The organism is Pseudomonas sp. JQ170C, assembly GCF_035581345.1.
In the GTDB taxonomy this organism is placed as follows: Bacteria; Pseudomonadota; Gammaproteobacteria; order Pseudomonadales; family Pseudomonadaceae; genus Aquipseudomonas.
Genome location: NZ_CP141608.1, coordinates 1,952,501 through 1,973,661, shown reverse-complemented (window position 1 = coordinate 1,973,661; position 21,161 = coordinate 1,952,501). Strand labels below are relative to the sequence as shown.

Genomic DNA, 21,161 nt, shown 5'->3' with positions numbered 1-21,161 from the left:
TTTTGATGCGAGATTCCCATGCCTGAGTTCAATGCTCCGCTGCGCGACATGCGCTTTGTGCTCCACGAAGTGTTCCAGGGCCCGGCCCTGTGGGCACGCCTGCCGGCCCTGGCCGAACGGGTGGATGCCGACACCGCCGATGCCATCCTTGAAGAAGCGGCGAAAATCACCGGCCAACTGATCGCCCCGCTCAACCGCAGCGGTGACGAACAGGGCGTGTCCTTCGATGCAGGCCAGGTGCGCACCCCCGATGGCTTTGCCCAGGCCTGGCAGACCTACCGTGAAGGCGGCTGGGTCGGCCTTGCCGGCAATCCGGACCACGGTGGCCTGGGCATGCCGAAGATGCTCGCGGTGCAGTTCGAGGAAATGCTCTATGCCGCCAACTGCAGCTTCAGCCTGTACTCGGCCCTGAGCGCCGGCACCTGCCTGGCCCTCGACGCCCACGCCAGCGATGAACTCAAGGCCGCCTACCTGCCAGCGTTGTACAGCGGCCAGTGGGCCGGCACCATGTGCCTGACCGAACCCCATGCCGGCACCGACCTGGGCATCATCCGCACCAGGGCCGAGCCTCACGCCGATGGCAGCTACCGGATCACTGGCACCAAGATTTTCATCACCGGCGGCGAGCAGGACCTGACCGAGAACATCATCCACCTGGTGCTGGCCAAACTGCCGGACGCCCCGGCCGGGCCCAAGGGCATCTCGCTGTTCCTGGCTCCCAAGTTCCTGGTCAATGCCGACGGCAGCCTGGGCGAGCGCAACCCGGCTCACTGTGGCTCGCTGGAACACAAGATGGGGATCAAGGCGTCGGCCACCTGCGTGATGAACTTCGATGGCGCCACCGGCTACTTGATCGGCGAGCCCAATCGCGGGCTGGCGGCCATGTTCACCATGATGAATTACGAGCGCCTGTCCATCGGCATCCAGGGCATCGGCTGCGCCGAGGCGTCGTACCAGAACGCCGCCCGTTATGCCCAGGACCGCTTGCAAAGCCGCGCCGCCAGCGGACCGCAGGCACGGGAGAAGATCGCTGACCCGATCATCGTCCACGCCGATGTGCGCCGCATGCTGCTGACCATGCGCACCCTGACCGAAGGCGGTCGCGCGTTTGCCACCTACGTCGGCCAGCAACTGGATATCGCCAAGTACGCTGAAGCGGCGCAAGAACGAGAGGCCGCGCAGCGCCAGGTGGCGCTGCTGACACCGGTGGCCAAGGCCTTCTTTACCGACAACGGCCTGGAAAGCTGTGTGCTCGGCCAGCAGGTGTTCGGCGGGCACGGCTACATTCGCGAGTGGGGCCAGGAACAATTGGTCCGCGATGTGCGTATCGCCCAGATCTACGAAGGCACCAACGGCATCCAGGCCCTGGACCTGCTGGGGCGCAAGGTCGTGGCTGACGGCGGCCAGGCCCTGGCCGAGTTCACTGCCCAGATCCGCAGTTTCTGTGAAGGCCTGACGCCCTATCGCGAACCCTTGCTCAAGGCCGTGACCGAGCTGGAAAGCCTCAGTCAGTGGTTGTGCGAGCAGGCCGCCCAGGACCCGAACGCAGTCGGCGCAGCATCGGTGGAGTACCTGCAGGTGTGCGGCTACGTGGCTTACGCCTACATGTGGGCGCGCATGGAGGCCGTGGCCAGCGAGCATCTGGAGCAGGACCGGGCGTTCTATGAAGCCAAACGGGCCAGTGCGGCGTTCTTCTTTGCCCGCCTGCTGCCGCGCACCTTGTCACTGCAAGCCAGCATCCGGGCTGGCAGCACGGCATTGTTTGCCCACGCAGCCGAGCAGTTCTGAGCAACATCAGCGCCGCTGGTCGGGAGCGATAGCGTTGCTATCGCACCGACCAACGGCGATATAGCTACAAGTTCGCTGCTTTTGCGCGATTATTCCGTATTTACTTTCTTTGAGTGATAGTTATTCGCCATTATCTCGGTTCTCGCCACCTGCGCGGCAAGGTTAGAATGGGCAAAACCGGGAGCCTCGATGAACCACACCCGCCTCAGCGCCGACGATCACGATGCCATCACCGATGCCGCCGCGCATTGGTGTCTGCGCCTTCAGGCTGAAGACTGCACAGCCGCTGAACACCAGGCCTTTGAGCAATGGCTGGCCGCAAGCCCCCTGCACGCCGAGGAATACCAGGCAATGCTGGAGATCTGGCACACCGCCGATCATCTGCCGCGCCCTGCGGTGGCAAGCAATGTCATCACCCTCCCCAGCCGTCGGCGCAGCAACTGGCGCCACTATGCCTCGGCTGCCGCCATTGCCCTGATGGCCCTGCCCGCGGGCGCCTGGATCGGCTGGGAGCAAGGCTGGCTGCCCAACAGCTACCAGCACCTGGAAAGCACCAACACCATCACCCATGCCGTACTCAAGGATGGCAGCGAGGTCGAGCTGAACCTGGGCACCGAATTGCGCTTTACCAACTACAAGGGTGAACGCCGGGTCACGCTGATCAAGGGCGAGGCCTTCTTCAAAGTCCAGCACGATAGCCAGCACCCGTTCATCGTGCATGCGGCCAACGGCCAGACCCGCGTAACAGGCACCCAGTTCAACGTGTGGAAGTATGAGGATCAGGTCAAGGTGACCCTGGTGGAAGGCTCGGTACTGGTCAACAGCAACCGCCAGGGTACCGAGGGCGGCTACCGCCTGGACCCAGGCATGCAGGCCAGCTACCAGGCCGGCGACTACGAGCCGCACGTGAGTCAGACCTACGCCCAGGACACCAGTCTGTCCTGGCGCAGTGGCAAGTTGATCCTCGACAACCTGAGCCTCGACCAGGCCCTGGTGCAGATCAATCGCTACCTGGAAAAACCGTTGCTGCTGGCCGACAAGAGTACCGGCAGCATTCGCATCAGCGGCGTCTATGACACCACCCAGATCAACCGCCTGGTGGGCAACCTGCCCAAGGTGTTGCCGGTCTATCTGACCCGTAACAAGCAGGGCAACATGGTGCTGAACCGCATCTCGCCACCGCCATCACGGGGTTGAGCCTTGCGCTCAACCCCGCTTTTCTCCTAGAGCATCATCGCCGCCAGCCAGCCGAACGCCAGCAATGGCAAGTTGTAGTGGATGAAGGTCGGTACCACGGTGTCCCAGATGTGGTGATGCTGGCCGTCGACGTTCAGGCCCGAAGTCGGGCCCAGGGTCGAGTCCGACGCCGGCGACCCGGCATCCCCCAGGGCACCGGCGGTACCGACGATGCACACGGTCGCCACCGGATCAAAACCCAGCTGCACGCACAGCGGCACGAAGATCGCGGCCAGGATCGGCACGGTGGAAAACGACGAGCCGATGCCCATGGTCACCAGCAAGCCCACCAACAGCATCAGCAGTGCGCCAATGCCCTTGCTGTGGTTGATCCACGCAGACGACGCCTCGACCAGGCTCTTGACCTCACCGGTAGCCTTCATCACTTCGGCAAAGCCTGAGGCGGCAATCATGATGAAGCCGATCATGGCCATCATCTTCATGCCTTCGGTGAACAGGTCATCGGTTTCTTTCCAGCGCACAATCCCCGACACCGAGAAAATCAGGAAGCCGGCCATGGCACCGATGATCATCGAGTCCAGCCACAGCTGAATGACGAACGCCGCAGCAATGGCCACACCGGCCACCAGCAAGGTCAGTGGGTTGTAACGCACCGACACCTGCTCGACTTGCTCGATTCGCTCAAGGTCATAGACGCGCTTTTTCCGGTAGCTGAACAGCACCGCCACCAGCAGGCCGAAGAGCATGCCCGCCGCCGGGATCGCCATGGCATGGGTAACGTTGACGCCGCTGACGTCGACACCGCTGCGACTGACGTTGGCCAGCAGGATTTCATTGAGGAAGATGTTGCCAAAACCCACCGGCAGGAACATGTACGGGGTGATCAGGCCGAAGGTCATGACGCAGGCGATCAGGCGCCGGTCCAGCTGTAGTTTGGTCAGCACATAAAGCAGTGGCGGAACCAACAGCGGAATAAAGGCAATGTGGATCGGCAGGATGTTCTGCGAAGAAATCGCCACCACCAGCAGCAAGCCGATCAGTAACCATTTGACCTTGCCGGTCGCGTCATGGCCCTGACGGTCGACCATCGTCAGAATGCGATCAGCCAGGGCATGAGCAATACCCGACTTGGCAATGGCTACGGCAAACGCACCGAGCAAGGCATAGGACAACGCCACCGTAGCACCGCCGCCCAGGCCGCCATTGAACGCCTTGAGCGTGCCTTCGATACCCAGGCCACCCACCAGCCCACCGGCCAGCGCGCCGACGATCAGGGCGATCACCACATGCACGCGGGACAGACTCAATATCAGCATGATGCCGACCGCGGCAATTACTGCATTCATTCCTGTGACCTCTAAAAACCAGACAAAAAGCGACCGATTCGGCGACAGACTGCTCGGGGCAGTGGCCGAACGACGGGTATTTTTTATGGAGGGCGCACACTCTGAAGCACCCCCTCGCGCTTGTCAAAGTCAAGCGCTGGAGAGGTGTCGTCTGGTTGAACGAAAACGACGCAATTGAATTGAACGTTTGAATAAAGAAGCCCGATTTGCGGCCGATAACCTCGGCAGCCTCAGACTTTCAGGATCAAGGGACTTCGCCATGTCTTTCAGACAACTTTCCATTCAGTGGAAGATCACCCTGCTGGCGGGCTTGTGCCTGGCCAGCATTGTCACCTTGCTGGTGGGCCTTTCGCTGTACCGCATGGAGCACAGCTCGGAACTGGTGAAGGCCAGCAGCATGCAGATGCTGACCGAAGCGGCCCAGGGGCGCATCGAGTCCCAGGGTGAAGTCCAGGCCCTGAACATCCGTCGCCAGTTCATGGATGCCTACCAGTACGGTGCCGGCTTTTCCCGCCAGGTGCTGTTCTTGCGCGAACAGGCCGAGAAGCGCTTTCTCGATGCCTTCGACCTGCGCGAAGACTTGACCCGCCAGGTACGCGCAGCCTTGCAGGCCAACCCCGACCTGCTCGGCCTGTCACTGGTGTTCGAGCCCAATGCCCTGGACAACAAGGACGAGCTGTTCGCCGGCCAGGAAGCACTGGGCAGTAACGAAAAGGGCCGCTTTGCCCTGTACTGGTCGCAACCGACCCCGGGCCAGCTCACCTCCATGGCCCTGCCCGAGAAGGACCTTGCCGATACCAGTATCGGCCCCAGCGGCGAGCCTGCCAACTTCTGGTCGGTGTGCCCACGCACCACGCGCAAGACCTGCGTGATCGAGCCCTACTTCTACGCGATCGACGGCCAGCAGGTGCTGATGACCAGCATCGTGTTCCCGCTGATGGTCGCCGACAAGGTGGTCGCCACCCTGTCCATCGACATCAACCTCAACAGCCTGCAGGCCATGAGCCAACAGGCCAGCCGCAACCTGTACCAGGGCCAGACCCAGGTCAGCATCCTGAGCCCGGCGGGCCTGTTGGCGGGTTACAGCCCGGATGCCGGCAAACTGGCCCAGCGCTTCGACCAGGTCGACCGCGACAAGGGCGCCGAGCTGGTGCGCCTGCTGGCCGACAGCACGCCCCTGCACAGCATCCACCATGACCAGCGTCTGAAAGTGCTGGCTTCCTTTGCGCCGATCCCCGGCGGCAAGGCCTGGGGCGTGCTGCTCGATGTACCGGAAAGTGCCCTGACCGGCCCGGCCGAAGCACTCAAGCAGGAACTCGACCAGAGCAACACCAGCGGCATGCTGATCGAACTGGGCCTGGGTGGACTGGCGGCCGTCGTCGGCCTGCTGCTGATCTGGCTGATGGCCCGTGGCGTGACCCGGCCGATCCTCGGTGTGGCGGCCATGCTCAAAGACATTGCCAGCGGTGAAGGCGACCTGACCCGTCGCCTGCACTACGACAAGCGCGACGAACTGGGCGAACTGGCGGGCTGGTTCAACCGCTTCCTGGACAAGCTGCAACCGACCATTGCCGAGGTCAAACGCTCGGTGCAGGCCGCGCGCGACACCGCCGACCAATCTTCGGCGATTGCCAGCCAGACCAGCGCCGGCATGGAGCAGCAGTACCGCCAGGTCGACCAGGTAGCCACCGCCTCCCATGAGATGAGCGCCACCGCCCAGGATGTCGCCCGCAGCGCAGCCCAGGCGGCGCAGGCGGCCCGCGATGCTGACCAGGCCACCCGCCAGGGCCTGGCTGTGATCGACCGCACCACCACCAGCATCGACACCCTGGCCGCCGACATGAGCACGGCCATGAGCCAGGTCGAAGGCCTGGCCGAGAACAGCGAAAAAATCGGCTCAGTGCTGGAGGTGATCCGCTCCATCGCCGAACAGACCAACCTCCTGGCCCTCAACGCCGCCATCGAAGCGGCTCGCGCCGGTGAAGCGGGCCGCGGATTTGCCGTGGTCGCCGATGAAGTACGCAACCTGGCCCGTCGTACCCAGGAATCGGTGGAAGAAACCCGCCAGGTGATCGAAGAACTGCAAGCGGGCACCCGCGACGTGGTCGGCGCGATGGACAGCAGTCATCGCCAGGCCCAGGGCAGTGTCGAGCAAGTGGGCCAGGCGGTGACCGCCCTGCAGCAGATCGGCGACGCCGTGACTGTGATCAACGACATGAACCTGCAGATCGCCAGCGCCGCCGAGGAGCAAAGTGCTGTGGCCGAGGAGATCAACAACAACGTCGCGACCATTCGCGATGTGACCGAATCGCTGTCCGAGCAGGCCAATGAATCGGCGCGGGTGAGCCAGTCGCTCAACAGCCTGGCCAACCAGCAACAGGGCCTGATGGACCAGTTCCGCGTCTGACGCCTGTAGGAGCGGGCTTGCCCCGCGATGGCGGTGTGTCAGGTCGAACGCCATCGCGGGGCAAGCCCGCTCCTACACACACCTACTACACTTGCCAGACTCCAATCCCCTGTGAGCGAGGCACGATGAATCGACTTATCTCCCTGGTGGGCAGCGTACTGCTGACCCTGGGCCTGATCAGCCCAAGCCATGCCGCCAGCACCGCCAAGCCCATCCTGTTCGGTGACATCACCTGGGAAAGCGGCAGCCTGACCACCCAGATCCTGCGCCTGATCGTCGAGAAAGGTTACGACTACCCCACCGACACCCTGCCCGGCAGCACCGTCAGCATGGAGGTGGCCCTGGCCCGCAACGACATCCAGGTCATCGGCGAAGAATGGGCCGGCCGCAGCCCGGCCTGGATCAAGGCCGAACAGGCCGGCCAGGTGTTCGCCCTCGGTGACACGGTGAAGAACGCCGATGAAGGCTGGTATGTCCCCGAATACGTGATCAAGGGCGATGCCAAGCGCGGTATCCAGGCGCTGGCCCCGGACCTCACGTCAGTCGCCGACCTCAAGCGCTACGCCAAGGTTTTCAGCGACCCGGAAACCCCGGCAAAAGGCCGCTTCCTCAACAGTCCCAGCGGCTGGACTTCCGAGACCGTCAACAGCCAGAAGCTCAAGGCCTATGGCCTCGATGACCTGTACGTGAACTTTCGCAGCGGCTCCGGTGCTGCCCTCGACGCCGAGATCACCTCGTCGATCCGCCGGGGCAAGCCGGTGCTGTTCTATTACTGGTCGCCGACACCGCTGATGGGCCGCTTCTCGCTGGTACGGCTTGAGGAGCCCCCCTTCGACGAGCACGCCTGGAAGACCCTGACCGACGCCAGCAACCCCGCCCCGAAAGGCAGCCGGTCACTGCCGGCCAAATTGTCCATTGGTGTCTCCGCCGCGTTCAAGCAGCAGTACCCGGACCTGGTCGAGTTCTTCACCAAGGTCGACCTGCCCATCGGCCTGCTCAACAAGGCGCTGGCCCACATGAGCGAACAGCGCCAGGCACCGAAGGACGCTGCCGTTGCCTTCATGAAGGACCACCCCGAGGTGTGGAAAGCCTGGCTGCCTGCCGATGTCGCCAGCAAAGTCGAGGCGGGCCTGTGAGTGGAGGCTTTCCGCAATCGTTGCACATATCCTTCGCTGACCAGGTCAACCGCTTCGTGGATTGGTTGGTGCTGGCCTACGGCGATCAACTGCGCAGCGTCTCCGACGGCTTGCTGCAACTGCTGGTGGGCCTGGAAAACCTCCTGCGCGCCACGCCCTGGTGGCTGTTGCTGCTGATCGTCGCCCTGCTCACCTGGCACGCCAGCCGCAGCATCCTGCGAGCCCTCATCCTGACTGGCCTGCTGTTTCTGATTGGCGTGATTGGCCTGTGGGACAAGCTCCTGCAAACCTGCGCCCTGGTACTGATCAGCACCGGCCTGTGCATCCTCATCGGTGTCCCCATCGGCGTGCTGCTGGCCAGCCGGCCGCTGGCGCGCAGGCTGATGATGCCGGTGCTCGACGTCATGCAGACCCTGCCCAGTTTCGTCTACTTGATCCCGGTGCTGATGCTGTTCGGCCTGGGCAAGGTCCCGGCGATCTTCGCCACCCTCATCTACGCCCTGCCACCGCTGATCCGCCTGACCGAACTGGGTCTGTCGCAGATCGACCCGTCCTTGACCCAGGCCGCCCAGGGGCTCGGCGCCGGGCGCTGGCAGCGGCTGCGTCGGGTCATGCTGCCGCTGGCCATGCCGAGCATCATGGCCGGGCTCAATCAGTCGGTGATGATGGCCTTGTCGATGGTGGTGGTCGCCTCGATGATCGGCGCACGGGGGCTGGGTGAGGATGTGCTGGCGGGGATCCAGACGTTGAATGTCGGCAAGGGCGTTGAAGCCGGGTTGGCGATCGTGGCGCTGGCGATGGTGATCGACCGGATCACCCAGGCGTACGGGCAGCCGAAGGCGGGTGCTTTCAATCAGCGTTGATCGACGCGATGATGCACGTTCAATCGCCCCCGACCGGAGCCCACGCGTGTCCCTCAAAGCCCTGCGCACCCTGGTGACCATTGCCCGCCACGGCACCTTTGCCCGCGCCGCCGATATCCTCAGCCTCACGCCCTCGGCCGTCAGCCTGCACATCCGCAGCCTGGAGGAGGAACTGCAGGTCACGTTGTTCGACCGCAGTCGGCGTCAGGTCAGCCTGACCGGCGCCGGGCACCTGGTGGTGGAGCGAGCCGAAGGGATTCTGGCGGCCTATGACGACATGGCCGACGCCCTGGTCAGCGGCCCGGGCCTGAGTGGGCGACTGAAGATCGGCGCCATTCATACGGCCCTGGCCGGGCGTCTGCCGGCGGCGCTGGTGCGGATAAAGGCCGAGCATCCGCACTTGCACATCAGCGTCTTGTCGGGGATGTCCGCAGAGCTTGCGCGGCGTGTCGAAGATGGCGAGCTGGATGCAGCCATCACCACCGAACCTGTGGCGCCCTACCCCGCCAACCTGGACTTCACCCCGCTCTACCAGAACCGCTTCTGGGCTGTTGCCGGCCCCGCGTTTGCCGGCATCAGCTTGCGCGAGCTGCTTGCCACCCAGCCGTTCCTGCGTTTCGACAAACGCGCCTGGGCCGGGCGGATCATCGAGCAGGAACTGCGCAAGCTGCAATTGCCGGTCAGCGAACAAATGGAGCTGGACAGCCAGCAAGCCCTCACGCACATGGCCTCGATGGGCCTGGGCGTGGCCATTGTGCCGCTGGCGGATGAAGACCTGCTGAACTTGCCGGACGTTACCGTGCTGCCCTTTGGCGAGCCGCAGCGGGTACGGCATGTCGGCTTGATAGAACACGCCAGCAGTCGCCGTCGGCACCTGACGGCGGTGTTGAAGACCGCACTGGGCCAACCGTGAAGTTTTTCTCATCGGTTGGTTGAGAATTCTGCGTTTTTTTCTTTCATTGCTTCAGGCTAGCCTGATGTCGACGCCCGATTGGGACCATCGACTGCCAGGGATACCGTCTGATGCTGCAACTGATCCTCGCCACCATCGTGCCCATTGCCTTGCTCATCGCCTTGGGCCGCTGGCTCCGGGCCCAGGGTTTTCTGGGTGAGCACTTCTGGCCCGCGGCCGAACGCCTGAGCTATTTCGTGCTGCTGCCGGCGCTGTTCATGCACGGCCTGGCCACGGCTGACCTGGCGGGCCTGCCGGTGTTCGACATGGTGACGGTGCTGTTGCTCTCGACGGTGATCGGCGCGACGCTGCTGGTGCTGTGCAAGGGGGCAGTGGCCGGGGACGGCGCCAGTTTCACCTCGGTGTTTCAAGGCGGCGTGCGCTTCAACAACTACATTGGTGCGACCCTGGCCGCCGGCATCTATGGCAGCGGCGGTATCGCCCTGGCGGCGGTGGCCAATGCGGCCATCGTGCCGACCGTGAACGTGCTGTGCGTGATGGTGTTCGCCCGATACAGCGGCACTCGCAGCTCGGCAAGCGCGGTGGCAAAGGCCATCGTCACCAACCCGCTGATCGTTGGCTGCGCCGCCGGGATTGCCTTGCGCGTTACTGGCCTGGGGCTGCCGCCAGGCATTGAACCGACCATCAAGGCCCTCGGCCAGGCCGCGCTGCCCCTGGGCTTGCTGTGTGTCGGCGCGGCGCTGGGCAGCAGTGCCCAGGGCCTAGGCAAGCGGCCGTTGCTGGCGGCCTCGCTGTTCAAGTTCGTGGTGCTGCCCTTGACCACGTTCGGCGTATGCCGGGCACTTGGCCTGAGCGGCCAGGCGGCGATCATCGCCATCCTGTTCCAGGCACTGCCCACGGCATCGTCCTCCTATGTCATGGCCCGGCAAATGGGCGGTAACGCCCCGCTGATGGCCAACATCATTGCCTTGCAGACCCTGCTTGCTGCATTGACCTTGCCGGTGATGCTGAGCCTGACCCTGGTGTGAAGCGCTTGGTAATTTTTTGTATCTAAATGATAACGCTTTACAAATGCACCTGTTAATATTTGCGGCTACGAAGCATTCGCATAGCCAGGAAGGCGCCCCACACACTTAACAGGGCCTTTCACCATGGCTTTACGATTTCCCTATCGCCCCACCCTGCTCGCGGTTTGCTGCGCCGCCAGTGTAGCCGCACACGGCGCCGACACTGCCCTGGAGCTCGACGCTACCGCTGTCAATGCCCAGGCCACCAAGCCCCTGCGCAATGCGCCGGTCGAGGAGTATGCCGGCGGCCAGGTTGCCCGTGGCGGGCAGATGGGTGTGTTGGGGAACCAGGACAATATGGATGTCCCCTTCACCATGACCAGCTACACCTCGAAGCTGATCGAGGACCAGCAGGCCGAAGACGTGGGTGACGTGTTGCTCAACGACCCGTCGGTGCGCCAGTCCGTCGGCTTCGGCAACCAGTCTCAGGTCTTCGTGATTCGCGGCCTGCCCCTGAGTGGCGATGATATTTCCTACAACGGCCTGTACGGCGTGTTGCCGCGCCAGATCATCTCCACCGATGCGGTGGACCGGGTTGAAGTGTTCAAGGGCCCCAACGCCTTCATCAACGGTGTCAGCCCGACCGGCGGCGGCCTGGGCGGCAGCGTCAACCTGCAACCCAAGCGTGCCGGCGACATTCCGACCCGCCGCTACACCCAGGACATTTCCACCGATGGCCGCATCGGCGAGCACCTGGATATCGGCCAGCGTTTCGGTGCCGACAACCGCTTCGGGGCGCGCCTGAACCTGTCCCAGCGCGAAGGCGAGACTGCAGTCGAAGACCAGGATCAGCGCAGCAAGCTGTTCGTCGCAGGCCTGGACTACCAGGGTGATCGCTTCAGCGTGTCCACCGACTTCGGTTACCAGAAAGAGCGCGTCAACCACCTGCGCAACTCGGTGCAGCTCGGCGCCGGCCTCACCGACATTCCGCGCGCGCCCGACGCCAGTCACAACTACGGCCAGGACTGGACCTTCACCGAGACCGAAGACATCTTCGGCATGGTGCGCGGCGACTGGGACCTGAACGACAACTGGAGCGCCTACCTTGCCGGCGGCGTCAAACACACCCGCGAGACCGGGTTCTACGGCACCCCGACCCTGACCAATGCCGCCACCGGTGCGGCGACCATGGGCGGCTCATTCATTCCGCACAATGAAGACAACACCACGTTCATGGGCGGCCTCAATGGCAAGCTGCAAACCGGGCCGGTCAGTCACCAATTGAACCTGGGGGCCTCGACCATCTGGACCCAGCAGGAAAACGCCTACGTTTTCTATCGTGGCCAACCGACCAACATCTACAACACCACCCCGCTGCCCAAGCCGACCGCAGTGACCATCACGGGCGGCGAGCCGGGTGATCCGGGTGTCACCGGCAAGACCCGCAACCGCAGCATTGCTTTCTCCGACACCCTGGGCTTTTTCGATGACACCCTGTTAGTGACCGCTGGGCTGCGCCGCCAACAGTTGCGGGTGGAGAACTACCTGTACGACGGCACCACCTCCGGTGGCGTGGCCAACCCGGCCAACGACGGCAGCCGCAGCGCCCTGTATGACAAAGGCATCACCACACCGGTGTACGGCATCGTCTACAAGCCGACCGAATCGGTATCGCTGTATGCCAACCGCATCGAAGGCCTGTCCAAGGGCCCGACGGCCTCGGCCAACGCCATCAACCGCGGCGAGGCGTTCCCGCCGGGACGCACCAAGCAGATCGAAGCGGGCGTCAAGTATGACCAGGGCACCTTCGGCGCCAACCTTGCGGTGTTCCGCATCGAGAAACCCAGCGACGGCTACCTGGACAGCAATACCGGGTTCTATCTGCGTGATGGCGAGCAGGTGAACCGCGGTATCGAACTGAGCATCTTCGGTGAGCCGCTGCCGGGCCTGCGCCTGCTGGCCGGCGGTACGCGCCTGGACTCGGAGCTGAAGAAAACCCAGAACGGCAGCAACGACGGCAACCACGCCATTGGCGTGCCGACCTTCCAGCTCAACGCCAGTGTCGACTGGGACGTACCTGGGCTGGAGGGCGTGGCGCTCAATGCACGGATGCTGCGCACCGGGGGGCAATATGCCGACCAGGCCAACAACCTGAGCCTGCCGACCTGGAACCGCTTCGATGCCGGTGCTCGTTACCGCTTCAAGGTTCAGGAGAAGGACATCACCTTGCGCATGAACGTCGAGAACATCAGCGACAAGAACTATTGGGCTTCGGCCAACGGCGGTTATCTGACCCAGGGCGAGCCACGCCTGGTGAAGTTCTCGGGCACTGTGGACTTCTGACCGACCCGGCGGTGGGCAGGGCCCGGATCAGCGCCCTGCCCGGCGCGGCAACTCGATGCACACCCGCAGCCCCTCCAGCGGGCTCTGCTCAAGGGTCATGCGCCCGCCCCAGGCCTCGACGATGTCGCGAACGATCCCAAGCCCCAGGCCGTGGCCGGTGACCTGCTCATCGAGCCGGGTACCCCGCTCCAACACCTGCGCACGCGCCGCTTCGGGAATACCGGGGCCGTCGTCGTCAATCAGCAGCCGGTAATGCTCCGGCAATTCTTCGATGCTCAGTTGCACCTGGCTGTCGGCCCATTTGCAGGCGTTGTCCAGCAAGTTGCCGAGCAGTTCGAGCAGGTCTTCACGGTCCCAGGGGAGTAACAGCCCGGGTGGTACCTGCTGGCTCAACTCCAGCCCTTCGCCATGGATCATCCCCAAGGTGGAGAGCAACCCGGGCAACTCGGCATCACAGTCGAACTGCGCGCCCGGCAAGGCATCGCCGGCCAGACGGGCGCGATTGAGTTCACGGCTCAATCGCTGCTGAATCTGTTCCAGCTGTTCACGCAGTTGCGCTCGTACCTCTGGCAAATCTTTCAGGCGCTCGCTGGAGGCCAGGCTGAGTAACACCGCCAGGGGCGTTTTCAAGGCATGGCCCAGGTTGCCCAAGGCATTGCGCGAGCGGCGAAGGCTGTCTTCCGTGTGGGCCAGCAGATGGTTGATTTGCGCGACCAACGGCTCCAGCTCGATGGGCACCTGGGTATCGAGCTGCGAGCGTTTGCCCTGCTGCAGCTGGGCAATCTGCTCACGTGCGCGCTCAAGGGGACGCAATGAGCGTGTAACGGTAATGCGCTGCAGCACCAGTACCAATATCAGGGCCACCAGGCCCAGGCCCAGACCGATCTGCTGCATGCGCCGGAACTGCTCGCGCACCGGGGTGTAGTCCTGGGCGACGCTGATCGAGATCGACTGGCCAAAACGCCGGTAGTCACTGCGCAGCACGAGTAGCTGTTGATCTTCAGGCCCCAGCTTGAGGTCCGTATGCAGGCCGGTCGTGGCCGGTGTCGGCATCTCCAGGTCCCACAGCGAACGCGAACGCCAATTGCCGCCATCGAAGTCGATGCGAAAGTAATACCCGGAGAACGGGCGTTTGTAGGCCGAGGAGATCCGTCGCTCATCCAGCTCAAGGCCGGTCTGCCCACGTACCAGGGCGACCAGCAGGTTCTCGCTTTCCTTGCGCAGGCCGGTTTCCAGGTAGCGTTGCAGACCGACCTCGAACAACCACAGGCTCAACTGGGCAAGGGCCAACCCCACCAGCACCAGCACCGCGATCAGGCCCAGGCTCAAGCGTGCCTGGATCGACTTCACTCGCTGCTCCCGGCGTAGCGATAACCCTGACCACGACGGGTCTCGATCACGCTGCGGCCAAGCTTGCGACGCAAGTGGTTGACGTGGACTTCCAGCACATTGGAGTCGCGCTCGGTCTCGCCGTCATAAAGGTGTTCGGCGAGATGGCTCTTGGAGAGGATCTGTTGCGGGTGCAGCATGAAATAGCGCAGCAAGCGAAATTCAGCCGCCGTGAGCTGGATGTCGACGCCGTCGCGCATCACGCATTGACGTCCTTCATCCAGTTGCAGGCCTGCGGCTTCCAGCGTTGTCTGATTGGCAAGCCCACGCGCACGGCGCAGCAATGACTGGACCCGCAACTGCAGCTCTTCGGGGTGGAAGGGTTTGCTCAGGTAGTCATCGGCCCCGGCCTTCAGGCCCTCGATACGCTCGGCCCAGGAGCTGCGGGCGGTGAGGATCAGCACAGGCGTGACAAGGCCGGATGCACGCCATTGGGCCAGCACTTCCAGTCCGGACAACCCGGGCAAGCCCAGGTCGAGAATGATCAAGTCATAGGGTTCGCTGCTGCCCTGGTGGACAGCGTCGCGACCGTCTGCCAGCCAATCGACTGCGTAGCCCTGGCGCTGCAGGCCCTGGATCAGTTCATCTGCCAGCGGGACATTGTCCTCGACCAGTAACAGGCGCATCAGTCATCTTCCTCGTCTTTGAGCAGGGCTCCATTGCTGGCGTCGAGTTTGATCTCGCGCACCACACCCTCGGGGGTCAAGAGCTCGACTTCGTACTCATAGCGGTCGTGCTTTTCTTCCAGCTCCGCCTCCAACAACGTCGCCCCGGGATAGCGACCCAGGGCGTCATTGAGCAGTTGCTCCAGCGGCAGGATGATGCCCTGCTGGCGCAACCGCAGGGCTTCGTCCTGATCAAGGTCGCGGGCCGAGGCCAGCGAGCAGAGGGCTAACAGCGCAGCGAGTGCCACCTGCACTGTTCGCAATCGAACCGTCATTAGTTATCCCGGGCGTCCTTGAGGATTTCGCCGGTCTTGGCATCCATGTCGACATCCCACTCGACGTTCTGGGCATCGCGCAGCTCGACCTTGTAGATGTAGCGGCCGTACTCGTCTTCAAGCTCGGAGTCGGTCACGGTGGCGCCTGGGTGTTTGGCGACAGCCTTGGCCTTCAAATCGTCCAGCGACAGGATGGTCTTGGCTTGAACCAGCTTCACGACTTCATCAGGTTGTACGTCCTTGGCCATGGCAACGTTGGCGCTCAGGGCAAGGGCAGCAGTGGCGAACAGGGCAGTCAAAGTTTTCATGGTGTCTCTCCGTTGAGATCAGAAATGTTTCTACGGGGCCTAGATTAACCAACTGAACTTAATTGAAACTGAAAATAACTGGCGACATGATAGCGCACCCCCGCCCCACAACCGGACCGCTGTTCTTTATAATTGCCGGCTCCCGTGAGTGAGGCCCGTATGAGCGCAATCCATATCAAGTATCCGGCCCTGACCTTGAAGGCAGGCAATAGCGCCTTGCAGCGCATCCGTGAACGCGGGTTGCAGGCAGCCGATGTCGGCGTACTACCGGGCGCTGCCGGGGGGCCGAAGGCTCTCGGCATCCAGGGGCTGGATCTGGCATTGTTCGGCCAGTGGTTGCCCAGTGCACCCCGTGTACGGGCGCTCATTGGTGCGTCGATCGGCTCCTGGCGCTTCGCAAGTGCCTGTTTGCCCAATCCCGCTGAAGCCTTGCAGCGCCTGGGGCAGTTGTACACCGAGCAGGACTTTGCCAAAGGCGTGACTCAGGCCGAAGTCAGCCGTAGCTGCCAGCGCATGCTCGACGAGCTGCTGCAGGGCCGCGACGCGCAGATCCTCGAAAGCCCCGATTACCGCCTCAATATCATGGTGGTGAAAAGCCACGGGCTGCTTGCCCATGACCATCGCGCGCGCCTGGGAATGGGGTTGTCCTCGGTGATCGCCGACAACCTGATCGGCCGTCCGCGACTGGCCCGGCATTTCGAGCGGATCATCCTGCACGACGCCCGTAACGGCCCTCCATTGCATCCGCTGAAGGACTTTCCTTCACGCTGCCTGCCGCTGGATGTGGCCAACCTGCGCCATGCGCTGCTGGCCTCCGGTTCGATTCCGATGGTCATGGAGGGTGTGCGGGATATACCAGGCGTCGGTAAAGGCACCTATCGCGATGGCGGCTTGCTCGACTACCACCTGGACCTTCCGTACCTGGGTGACGACATCGTGCTTTACCCGCACTTCACCGACAGGGTCATTCCTGGCTGGTTTGACAAGGCATTGCCGTGGCGCCGGGGAGATGCACAGCGCTTGCGCAACGTCCTGCTGCTGGCGCCTTCGCCTCAGTACCTGGCCAGCCTGCCCTTCGGCAAGCTACCAGACCGTAGCGACTTCAAACGCTTCATGGGCGATGCTGGCGGCCGTCAGCGCTACTGGAAAAAAGCGATGGCCGAAAGCCAGCGCCTGGGCGACGAGCTACTCGAGCTGCTAGAAACCGGCGGGCTGCACGCGCATCTGCAACCACTGCAGTGACCATGCTGGTAAACTGCTCGACAGCATTGGTTTTCAGAGTTGAGAGATCGTGGAAATTTTCAAAGAGTTCACCTTCGAGTCGGCGCACCGCCTGCCGCACGTTCCTGAAGGGCACAAATGTGGCCGCCTGCACGGACACTCGTTCAAAGTCGCACTCCACCTGACTGGCCCACTGGACCCGCACACTGGCTGGATTCGTGACTTCTCCGAGATCAAGGCGATCTTCAAGCCTCTGTACGAGCAGCTGGACCACAACTACCTGAATGACATTCCTGGCCTGGAGAATCCGACCAGTGAAGTCATTGCCAAGTGGATTTGGGATCAGGTCAAGCCGTTGCTGCCAGAGCTGTCGAAGGTGCGTATCCATGAGACCTGCACCAGCGGTTGCGAGTACTACGGCGACTGATTGGCTGGATGTGAAGAACCACCCTGCGGGGTGGTTTTTTTTGGCCTGGATTCTGTTGGCTTTTGCTCGGCCAGAAAAGACAAAACCCCTACCTGCGTGTGCAGATAGGGGTTTCGGAATTTAATCTTGACGATGACCTACTCTCACATGGGGAAACCCCACACTACCATCGGCGATGCATCGTTTCACTACTGAGTTCGGGATGGGATCAGGTGGTTCCAATGCTCTATGGTCGTCAAGAAATTCTGTGTACCGGACCGTCGTTCGACGCTCCAGCAAATCGGGTATGTGATGTTTTGTGAGTCGCAAACTTTCGGTTCGTTTCGTCTTCACAACACCGCAATCTGGTCATTCGACGCAAATTGCTTGGGTGTTATATGGTCAAGCCTCACGGGCAATTAGTATTGGTTAGCTCAACGCCTCACAGCGCTTACACACCCAACCTATCAACGTCGTAGTCTTCGACGGCCCTTCAGGGAGCTCAAGGCTCCAGTGAGATCTCATCTTGAGGCAAGTTTCCCGCTTAGATGCTTTCAGCGGTTATCTCTTCCGAACATAGCTACCCGGCAATGCCACTGGCGTGACAACCGGAACACCAGAGGTTCGTCCACTCCGGTCCTCTCGTACTAGGAGCAGCCCCTCTCAAATCTCAAACGTCCACGGCAGATAGGGACCGAACTGTCTCACGACGTTCTAAACCCAGCTCGCGTACCACTTTAAATGGCGAACAGCCATACCCTTGGGACCGGCTTCAGCCCCAGGATGTGATGAGCCGACATCGAGGTGCCAAACACCGCCGTCGATATGAACTCTTGGGCGGTATCAGCCTGTTATCCCCGGAGTACCTTTTATCCGTTGAGCGATGGCCCTTCCATACAGAACCACCGGATCACTAAGACCTACTTTCGTACCTGCTCGACGTGTCTGTCTCGCAGTCAAGCGCGCTTTTGCCTTTATACTCTACGACCGATTTCCGACCGGTCTGAGCGCACCTTCGTACTCCTCCGTTACTCTTTAGGAGGAGACCGCCCCAGTCAAACTACCCACCATACACTGTCCTCGATCCGGATAACGGACCTGAGTTAGAACCTCAAAGTTGCCAGGGTGGTATTTCAAGGATGGCTCCACGCGAACTGGCGTCCACGCTTCAAAGCCTCCCACCTATCCTACACAAGCAAATTCAAAGTCCAGTGCAAAGCTATAGTAAAGGTTCACGGGGTCTTTCCGTCTAGCCGCGGATACACTGCATCTTCACAGCGATTTCAATTTCACTGAGTCTCGGGTGGAGACAGCGCCGCCATCGTTACGCCATTCGTGCAGGTCGGAACTTACCCGACAAGGAATTTCGCTACCTTAGGACCGTTATAGTTACGGCCGCCGTTTACCGGGGCTTCGATCAAGAGCTTCGCGTTAGCTAACCCCATCAATTAACCTTCCGGCACCGGGCAGGCGTCACACCCTATACGTCCACTTTCGTGTTTGCAGAGTGCTGTGTTTTTAATAAACAGTCGCAGCGGCCTGGTATCTTCGACCGGCATGAGCTTACGGAGCAAGTCCTTCACCCTCACCGGCGCACCTTCTCCCGAAGTTACGGTGCCATTTTGCCTAGTTCCTTCACCCGAGTTCTCTCAAGCGCCTTGGTATTCTCTACCCAACCACCTGTGTCGGTTTGGGGTACGGTTCCTAGTTATCTGAAGCTTAGAAGCTTTTCTTGGAAGCATGGCATCAACCACTTCGTCGCCTAAAGGCAACTCGTCATCAGCTCTCGGCCTTAAGATCCCGGATTTACCTAAGATCTCAGCCTACCACCTTAAACTTGGACAACCAACGCCAAGCTGGCCTAGCCTTCTCCGTCCCTCCATCGCAATAACTAGAAGTACAGGAATATTAACCTGTTTTCCATCGACTACGCTTTTCAGCCTCGCCTTAGGGACCGACTAACCCTGCGTCGATTAACGTTGCGCAGGAAACCTTGGTCTTTCGGCGTGGGAGTTTTTCACTCCCATTGTCGTTACTCATGTCAGCATTCGCACTTCTGATACCTCCAGCAAGCTTCTCAACTCACCTTCACAGGCTTACAGAACGCTCCTCTACCGCATCACCTAAGTGATACCCGTAGCTTCGGTGCATGGTTTGAGCCCCGTTACATCTTCCGCGCAGGCCGACTCGACTAGTGAGCTATTACGCTTTCTTTAAAGGGTGGCTGCTTCTAAGCCAACCTCCTAGCTGTCTAAGCCTTCCCACATCGTTTCCCACTTAACCATGACTTTGGGACCTTAGCTGACGGTCTGGGTTGTTTCCCTTTTCACGACGGACGTTAGCACCCGCCGTGTGTCTCCCATGCTCGGCACTTGTAGGTATTCGGAGTTTGCATCGGTTTGGTAAGTCGGGATGACCCCCTAGCCGAAACAGTGCTCTACCCCCTACAGTGATACATGAGGCGCTACCTAAATAGCTTTCGAGGAGAACCAGCTATCTCCGAGCTTGATTAGCCTTTCACTCCGATCCACAGGTCATCCGCTAACTTTTCAACGGTAGTCGGTTCGGTCCTCCAGTCAGTGTTACCTAACCTTCAACCTGCCCATGGATAGATCGCCCGGTTTCGGGTCTATACCCAGCGACTAAGCGCCCTATTAAGACTCGCTTTCGCTACGCCTCCCCTATTCGGTTAAGCTCGCCACTGAATATAAGTCGCTGACCCATTATACAAAAGGTACGCAGTCACCTAACAAGTAGGCTCCCACTGCTTGTACGCATACGGTTTCAGGTTCTATTTCACTCCCCTCTCCGGGGTTCTTTTCGCCTTTCCCTCACGGTACTGGTTCACTATCGGTCAGTCAGTAGTATTTAGCCTTGGAGGATGGTCCCCCCATATTCAGACAAAGTTTCTCGTGCTCCGTCCTACTCGATTTCATGACTAAGAGATTTTCGCGTACAGGGCTATCACCCACTATGGCCGCACTTTCCAGAGCGTTCCGCTAATCTCAAAGCCACTTAAGGGCTAGTCCCCGTTCGCTCGCCACTACTAAGGGAATCTCGGTTGATTTCTTTTCCTCAGGGTACTTAGATGTTTCAGTTCCCCTGGTTCGCCTCTTGCACCTATGTATTCAGTACAAGATACTCAGCTTATGCTGAGTGGGTTCCCCCATTCAGAGATCTCCGGATCAAAGTCTGTTTGCCGACTCCCCGAAGCTTATCGCAGGCTACCACGTCTTTCATCGCCTCTGACTGCCAAGGCATCCACCGTATGCGCTTCTTCACTTGACCATATAACCCCAAGCAATCTGGTTATACTGTGAAGACGACATTCGCCGAAAATTCGCGATTAAACTCACAAATTTTACCTTAGCCTGAACAACACCAGTGAAAGTGCTATTCAGTCTATCTTTCTATCACATACCCAAATTTTTAAAGAACGATTCTGAAAAAGTTCAGAAATCAATATTCGAGGCGAATATTCATTTCTAAGCTTTGACACGGTAGCAAGGGGTGGTGGAGCCAAGCGGGATCGAACCGCTGACCTCCTGCGTGCAAGGCAGGCGCTCTCCCAGCTGAGCTATGGCCCCAACAAGAAACTGGTGGGTCTGGGCAGATTCGAACTGCCGACCTCACCCTTATCAGGGGTGCGCTCTAACCAACTGAGCTACAGACCCAGTTAAGAGCTGTTACCGATATCGTCTTCTTCAATGAATCAAGCAATTCGTGTGGGAGCTTATAAGACAGCTGATGTCTGTCGATTAAGGAGGTGATCCAGCCGCAGGTTCCCCTACGGCTACCTTGTTACGACTTCACCCCAGTCATGAATCACACCGTGGTAACCGTCCTCCCGAAGGTTAGACTAGCTACTTCTGGTGCAACCCACTCCCATGGTGTGAC

General features: G+C 61.0%; 15 protein-coding genes, 2 tRNA genes, 3 rRNA genes and 1 pseudogene (1 of these 21 cut by a window edge). 11 read left to right on the top strand and 10 right to left on the bottom strand.

Features of this window, described 5'->3' with window-relative positions; genetic code table 11:
- Nucleotides 1-18 precede the first annotated feature (18 nt).
- Together U9R80_RS09285 and U9R80_RS09280 are read left to right on the top strand one after the other, a co-directional pair.
- Nucleotides 19-1,788, top strand: coding sequence for an acyl-CoA dehydrogenase C-terminal domain-containing protein (locus U9R80_RS09285; protein WP_301843160.1), 1,770 nt, complete (start codon nucleotides 19-21; stop codon nucleotides 1,786-1,788).
- Nucleotides 1,789-1,977: 189 nt separating this feature from the next.
- Nucleotides 1,978-2,985: a FecR family protein gene (locus U9R80_RS09280; protein WP_301843158.1), complete on the top strand. Its 1,008-nt coding sequence runs from the start codon at nucleotides 1,978-1,980 to the stop codon at nucleotides 2,983-2,985.
- A gap of 26 nt (nucleotides 2,986-3,011) precedes the next feature.
- On the opposite strand, the gene U9R80_RS09275 is transcribed toward U9R80_RS09280, so the two are convergent.
- A complete protein-coding gene (locus U9R80_RS09275; protein ID WP_301843156.1) occupies nucleotides 3,012-4,331 on the bottom strand; it encodes a Na+/H+ antiporter family protein in 1,320 nt (439 codons plus the stop codon).
- Nucleotides 4,332-4,590: 259 nt separating this feature from the next.
- On the opposite strand from U9R80_RS09275, the pseudogene U9R80_RS27305 reads away from it, so the two are divergent.
- The 7 genes and pseudogenes from U9R80_RS27305 to U9R80_RS09245 form a co-directional block, all read left to right on the top strand.
- Nucleotides 4,591-5,832: pseudogene (locus U9R80_RS27305) on the top strand (chemotaxis protein); the annotation flags it as partial.
- A 150-nt stretch (nucleotides 5,833-5,982) separates the two neighbouring features.
- On the top strand, nucleotides 5,983-6,738 hold the full coding sequence (locus tag U9R80_RS27300) for a methyl-accepting chemotaxis protein (protein ID WP_371919746.1): 756 nt from the start codon (nucleotides 5,983-5,985) through the stop codon (nucleotides 6,736-6,738).
- A gap of 125 nt (nucleotides 6,739-6,863) precedes the next feature.
- Nucleotides 6,864-7,874: an ABC transporter substrate-binding protein gene (locus U9R80_RS09265; RefSeq protein WP_301843153.1), complete on the top strand. Its 1,011-nt coding sequence runs from the start codon at nucleotides 6,864-6,866 to the stop codon at nucleotides 7,872-7,874.
- On the top strand, nucleotides 7,871-8,737 hold the full coding sequence (locus U9R80_RS09260) for an ABC transporter permease (protein ID WP_301843151.1): 867 nt from the start codon (nucleotides 7,871-7,873) through the stop codon (nucleotides 8,735-8,737). The genes U9R80_RS09265 and U9R80_RS09260 overlap by 4 nt, the downstream gene beginning before the upstream one ends.
- Before the next feature lie 46 nt (nucleotides 8,738-8,783).
- On the top strand, nucleotides 8,784-9,650 hold the full coding sequence (locus U9R80_RS09255; protein ID WP_301843149.1) for a LysR family transcriptional regulator: 867 nt from the start codon (nucleotides 8,784-8,786) through the stop codon (nucleotides 9,648-9,650).
- A 110-nt stretch (nucleotides 9,651-9,760) separates the two neighbouring features.
- Nucleotides 9,761-10,678 (top strand): AEC family transporter, encoded by a 918-nt coding sequence (locus U9R80_RS09250; RefSeq protein WP_301843146.1) that lies wholly within the window; start codon nucleotides 9,761-9,763, stop codon nucleotides 10,676-10,678.
- A 123-nt stretch (nucleotides 10,679-10,801) separates the two neighbouring features.
- Nucleotides 10,802-13,000 carry a TonB-dependent receptor gene (locus tag U9R80_RS09245; protein ID WP_301843143.1) on the top strand — a complete coding sequence of 733 codons (2,199 nt, stop codon included), beginning with the start codon at nucleotides 10,802-10,804 and terminating at the stop codon, nucleotides 12,998-13,000.
- A 27-nt stretch (nucleotides 13,001-13,027) separates the two neighbouring features.
- Here the strand turns inward: U9R80_RS09245 and U9R80_RS09240 are convergent, their stop codons facing one another.
- From U9R80_RS09240 to U9R80_RS09225, 4 genes are read right to left on the bottom strand one after another with little or no spacing between them, the layout of a single operon-like run.
- Entirely contained in the window at nucleotides 13,028-14,350 is a 1,323-nt protein-coding gene (locus tag U9R80_RS09240; RefSeq protein WP_301843141.1) for a sensor histidine kinase, read from the bottom strand.
- Complete coding sequence (locus U9R80_RS09235; protein WP_301843140.1) at nucleotides 14,347-15,015, bottom strand: response regulator transcription factor; 669 nt, start codon at nucleotides 15,013-15,015, stop codon at nucleotides 14,347-14,349. Before U9R80_RS09235 ends, U9R80_RS09240 begins: the two co-directional genes overlap by 4 nt.
- On the bottom strand, nucleotides 15,015-15,329 hold the full coding sequence (locus tag U9R80_RS09230; RefSeq protein ID WP_301843139.1) for a PepSY domain-containing protein: 315 nt from the start codon (nucleotides 15,327-15,329) through the stop codon (nucleotides 15,015-15,017). The genes U9R80_RS09235 and U9R80_RS09230 overlap by 1 nt, the downstream gene beginning before the upstream one ends.
- Nucleotides 15,329-15,637 (bottom strand): PepSY domain-containing protein, encoded by a 309-nt coding sequence (locus U9R80_RS09225; RefSeq protein ID WP_028944171.1) that lies wholly within the window; start codon nucleotides 15,635-15,637, stop codon nucleotides 15,329-15,331. The genes U9R80_RS09230 and U9R80_RS09225 overlap by 1 nt, the downstream gene beginning before the upstream one ends.
- A gap of 159 nt (nucleotides 15,638-15,796) precedes the next feature.
- Between U9R80_RS09225 and U9R80_RS09220 the strand changes: the two genes are divergently transcribed.
- Complete coding sequence (locus tag U9R80_RS09220; protein ID WP_301843138.1) at nucleotides 15,797-16,879, top strand: patatin-like phospholipase family protein; 1,083 nt, start codon at nucleotides 15,797-15,799, stop codon at nucleotides 16,877-16,879.
- Nucleotides 16,880-16,928: 49 nt separating this feature from the next.
- The gene (gene queD, locus U9R80_RS09215) at nucleotides 16,929-17,285 is read left to right on the top strand and encodes a 6-carboxytetrahydropterin synthase QueD (RefSeq protein WP_010226613.1); all 357 of its coding nucleotides are present in this window, start codon (nucleotides 16,929-16,931) and stop codon (nucleotides 17,283-17,285) included.
- A 124-nt stretch (nucleotides 17,286-17,409) separates the two neighbouring features.
- Here queD and rrf read toward each other — a convergent pair.
- From rrf to U9R80_RS09190, 5 genes are all read right to left on the bottom strand, one after another.
- A 5S ribosomal RNA gene (gene rrf / locus U9R80_RS09210) occupies nucleotides 17,410-17,525 on the bottom strand.
- Nucleotides 17,526-17,662: 137 nt separating this feature from the next.
- Nucleotides 17,663-20,552: ribosomal RNA gene (locus U9R80_RS09205) — 23S ribosomal RNA — on the bottom strand.
- A 223-nt stretch (nucleotides 20,553-20,775) separates the two neighbouring features.
- Nucleotides 20,776-20,851: transfer RNA gene (locus tag U9R80_RS09200), tRNA-Ala, on the bottom strand.
- Nucleotides 20,852-20,861: 10 nt separating this feature from the next.
- A tRNA-Ile gene (locus tag U9R80_RS09195) sits at nucleotides 20,862-20,938 on the bottom strand.
- Between the two features lie 85 nt (nucleotides 20,939-21,023).
- A 16S ribosomal RNA gene (locus tag U9R80_RS09190) occupies nucleotides 21,024-21,161 on the bottom strand (it continues 1,399 nt past the right edge of the window).
- The 16S, 23S and 5S rRNA genes sit together here with 2 tRNA genes alongside, the layout of an rRNA operon.

Coding starts and splice junctions, on each gene's coding strand:
- U9R80_RS27300 (WP_371919746.1), top strand. CDS start 5,983: ATGGAGCAGCAGTACCGCCAGGTCGACCAGGTAGCCACCGCCTCCCAT.
- U9R80_RS09275 (WP_301843156.1), bottom strand. CDS start 4,331: ATGAATGCAGTAATTGCCGCGGTCGGCATCATGCTGATATTGAGTCTG.
- U9R80_RS09285 (WP_301843160.1), top strand. CDS start 19: ATGCCTGAGTTCAATGCTCCGCTGCGCGACATGCGCTTTGTGCTCCAC.
- U9R80_RS09265 (WP_301843153.1), top strand. CDS start 6,864: ATGAATCGACTTATCTCCCTGGTGGGCAGCGTACTGCTGACCCTGGGC.
- U9R80_RS09235 (WP_301843140.1), bottom strand. CDS start 15,015: ATGCGCCTGTTACTGGTCGAGGACAATGTCCCGCTGGCAGATGAACTG.
- U9R80_RS09225 (WP_028944171.1), bottom strand. CDS start 15,637: ATGAAAACTTTGACTGCCCTGTTCGCCACTGCTGCCCTTGCCCTGAGC.
- U9R80_RS09280 (WP_301843158.1), top strand. CDS start 1,978: ATGAACCACACCCGCCTCAGCGCCGACGATCACGATGCCATCACCGAT.
- U9R80_RS09230 (WP_301843139.1), bottom strand. CDS start 15,329: ATGACGGTTCGATTGCGAACAGTGCAGGTGGCACTCGCTGCGCTGTTA.
- U9R80_RS09250 (WP_301843146.1), top strand. CDS start 9,761: ATGCTGCAACTGATCCTCGCCACCATCGTGCCCATTGCCTTGCTCATC.
- U9R80_RS09245 (WP_301843143.1), top strand. CDS start 10,802: ATGGCTTTACGATTTCCCTATCGCCCCACCCTGCTCGCGGTTTGCTGC.
- U9R80_RS09220 (WP_301843138.1), top strand. CDS start 15,797: ATGAGCGCAATCCATATCAAGTATCCGGCCCTGACCTTGAAGGCAGGC.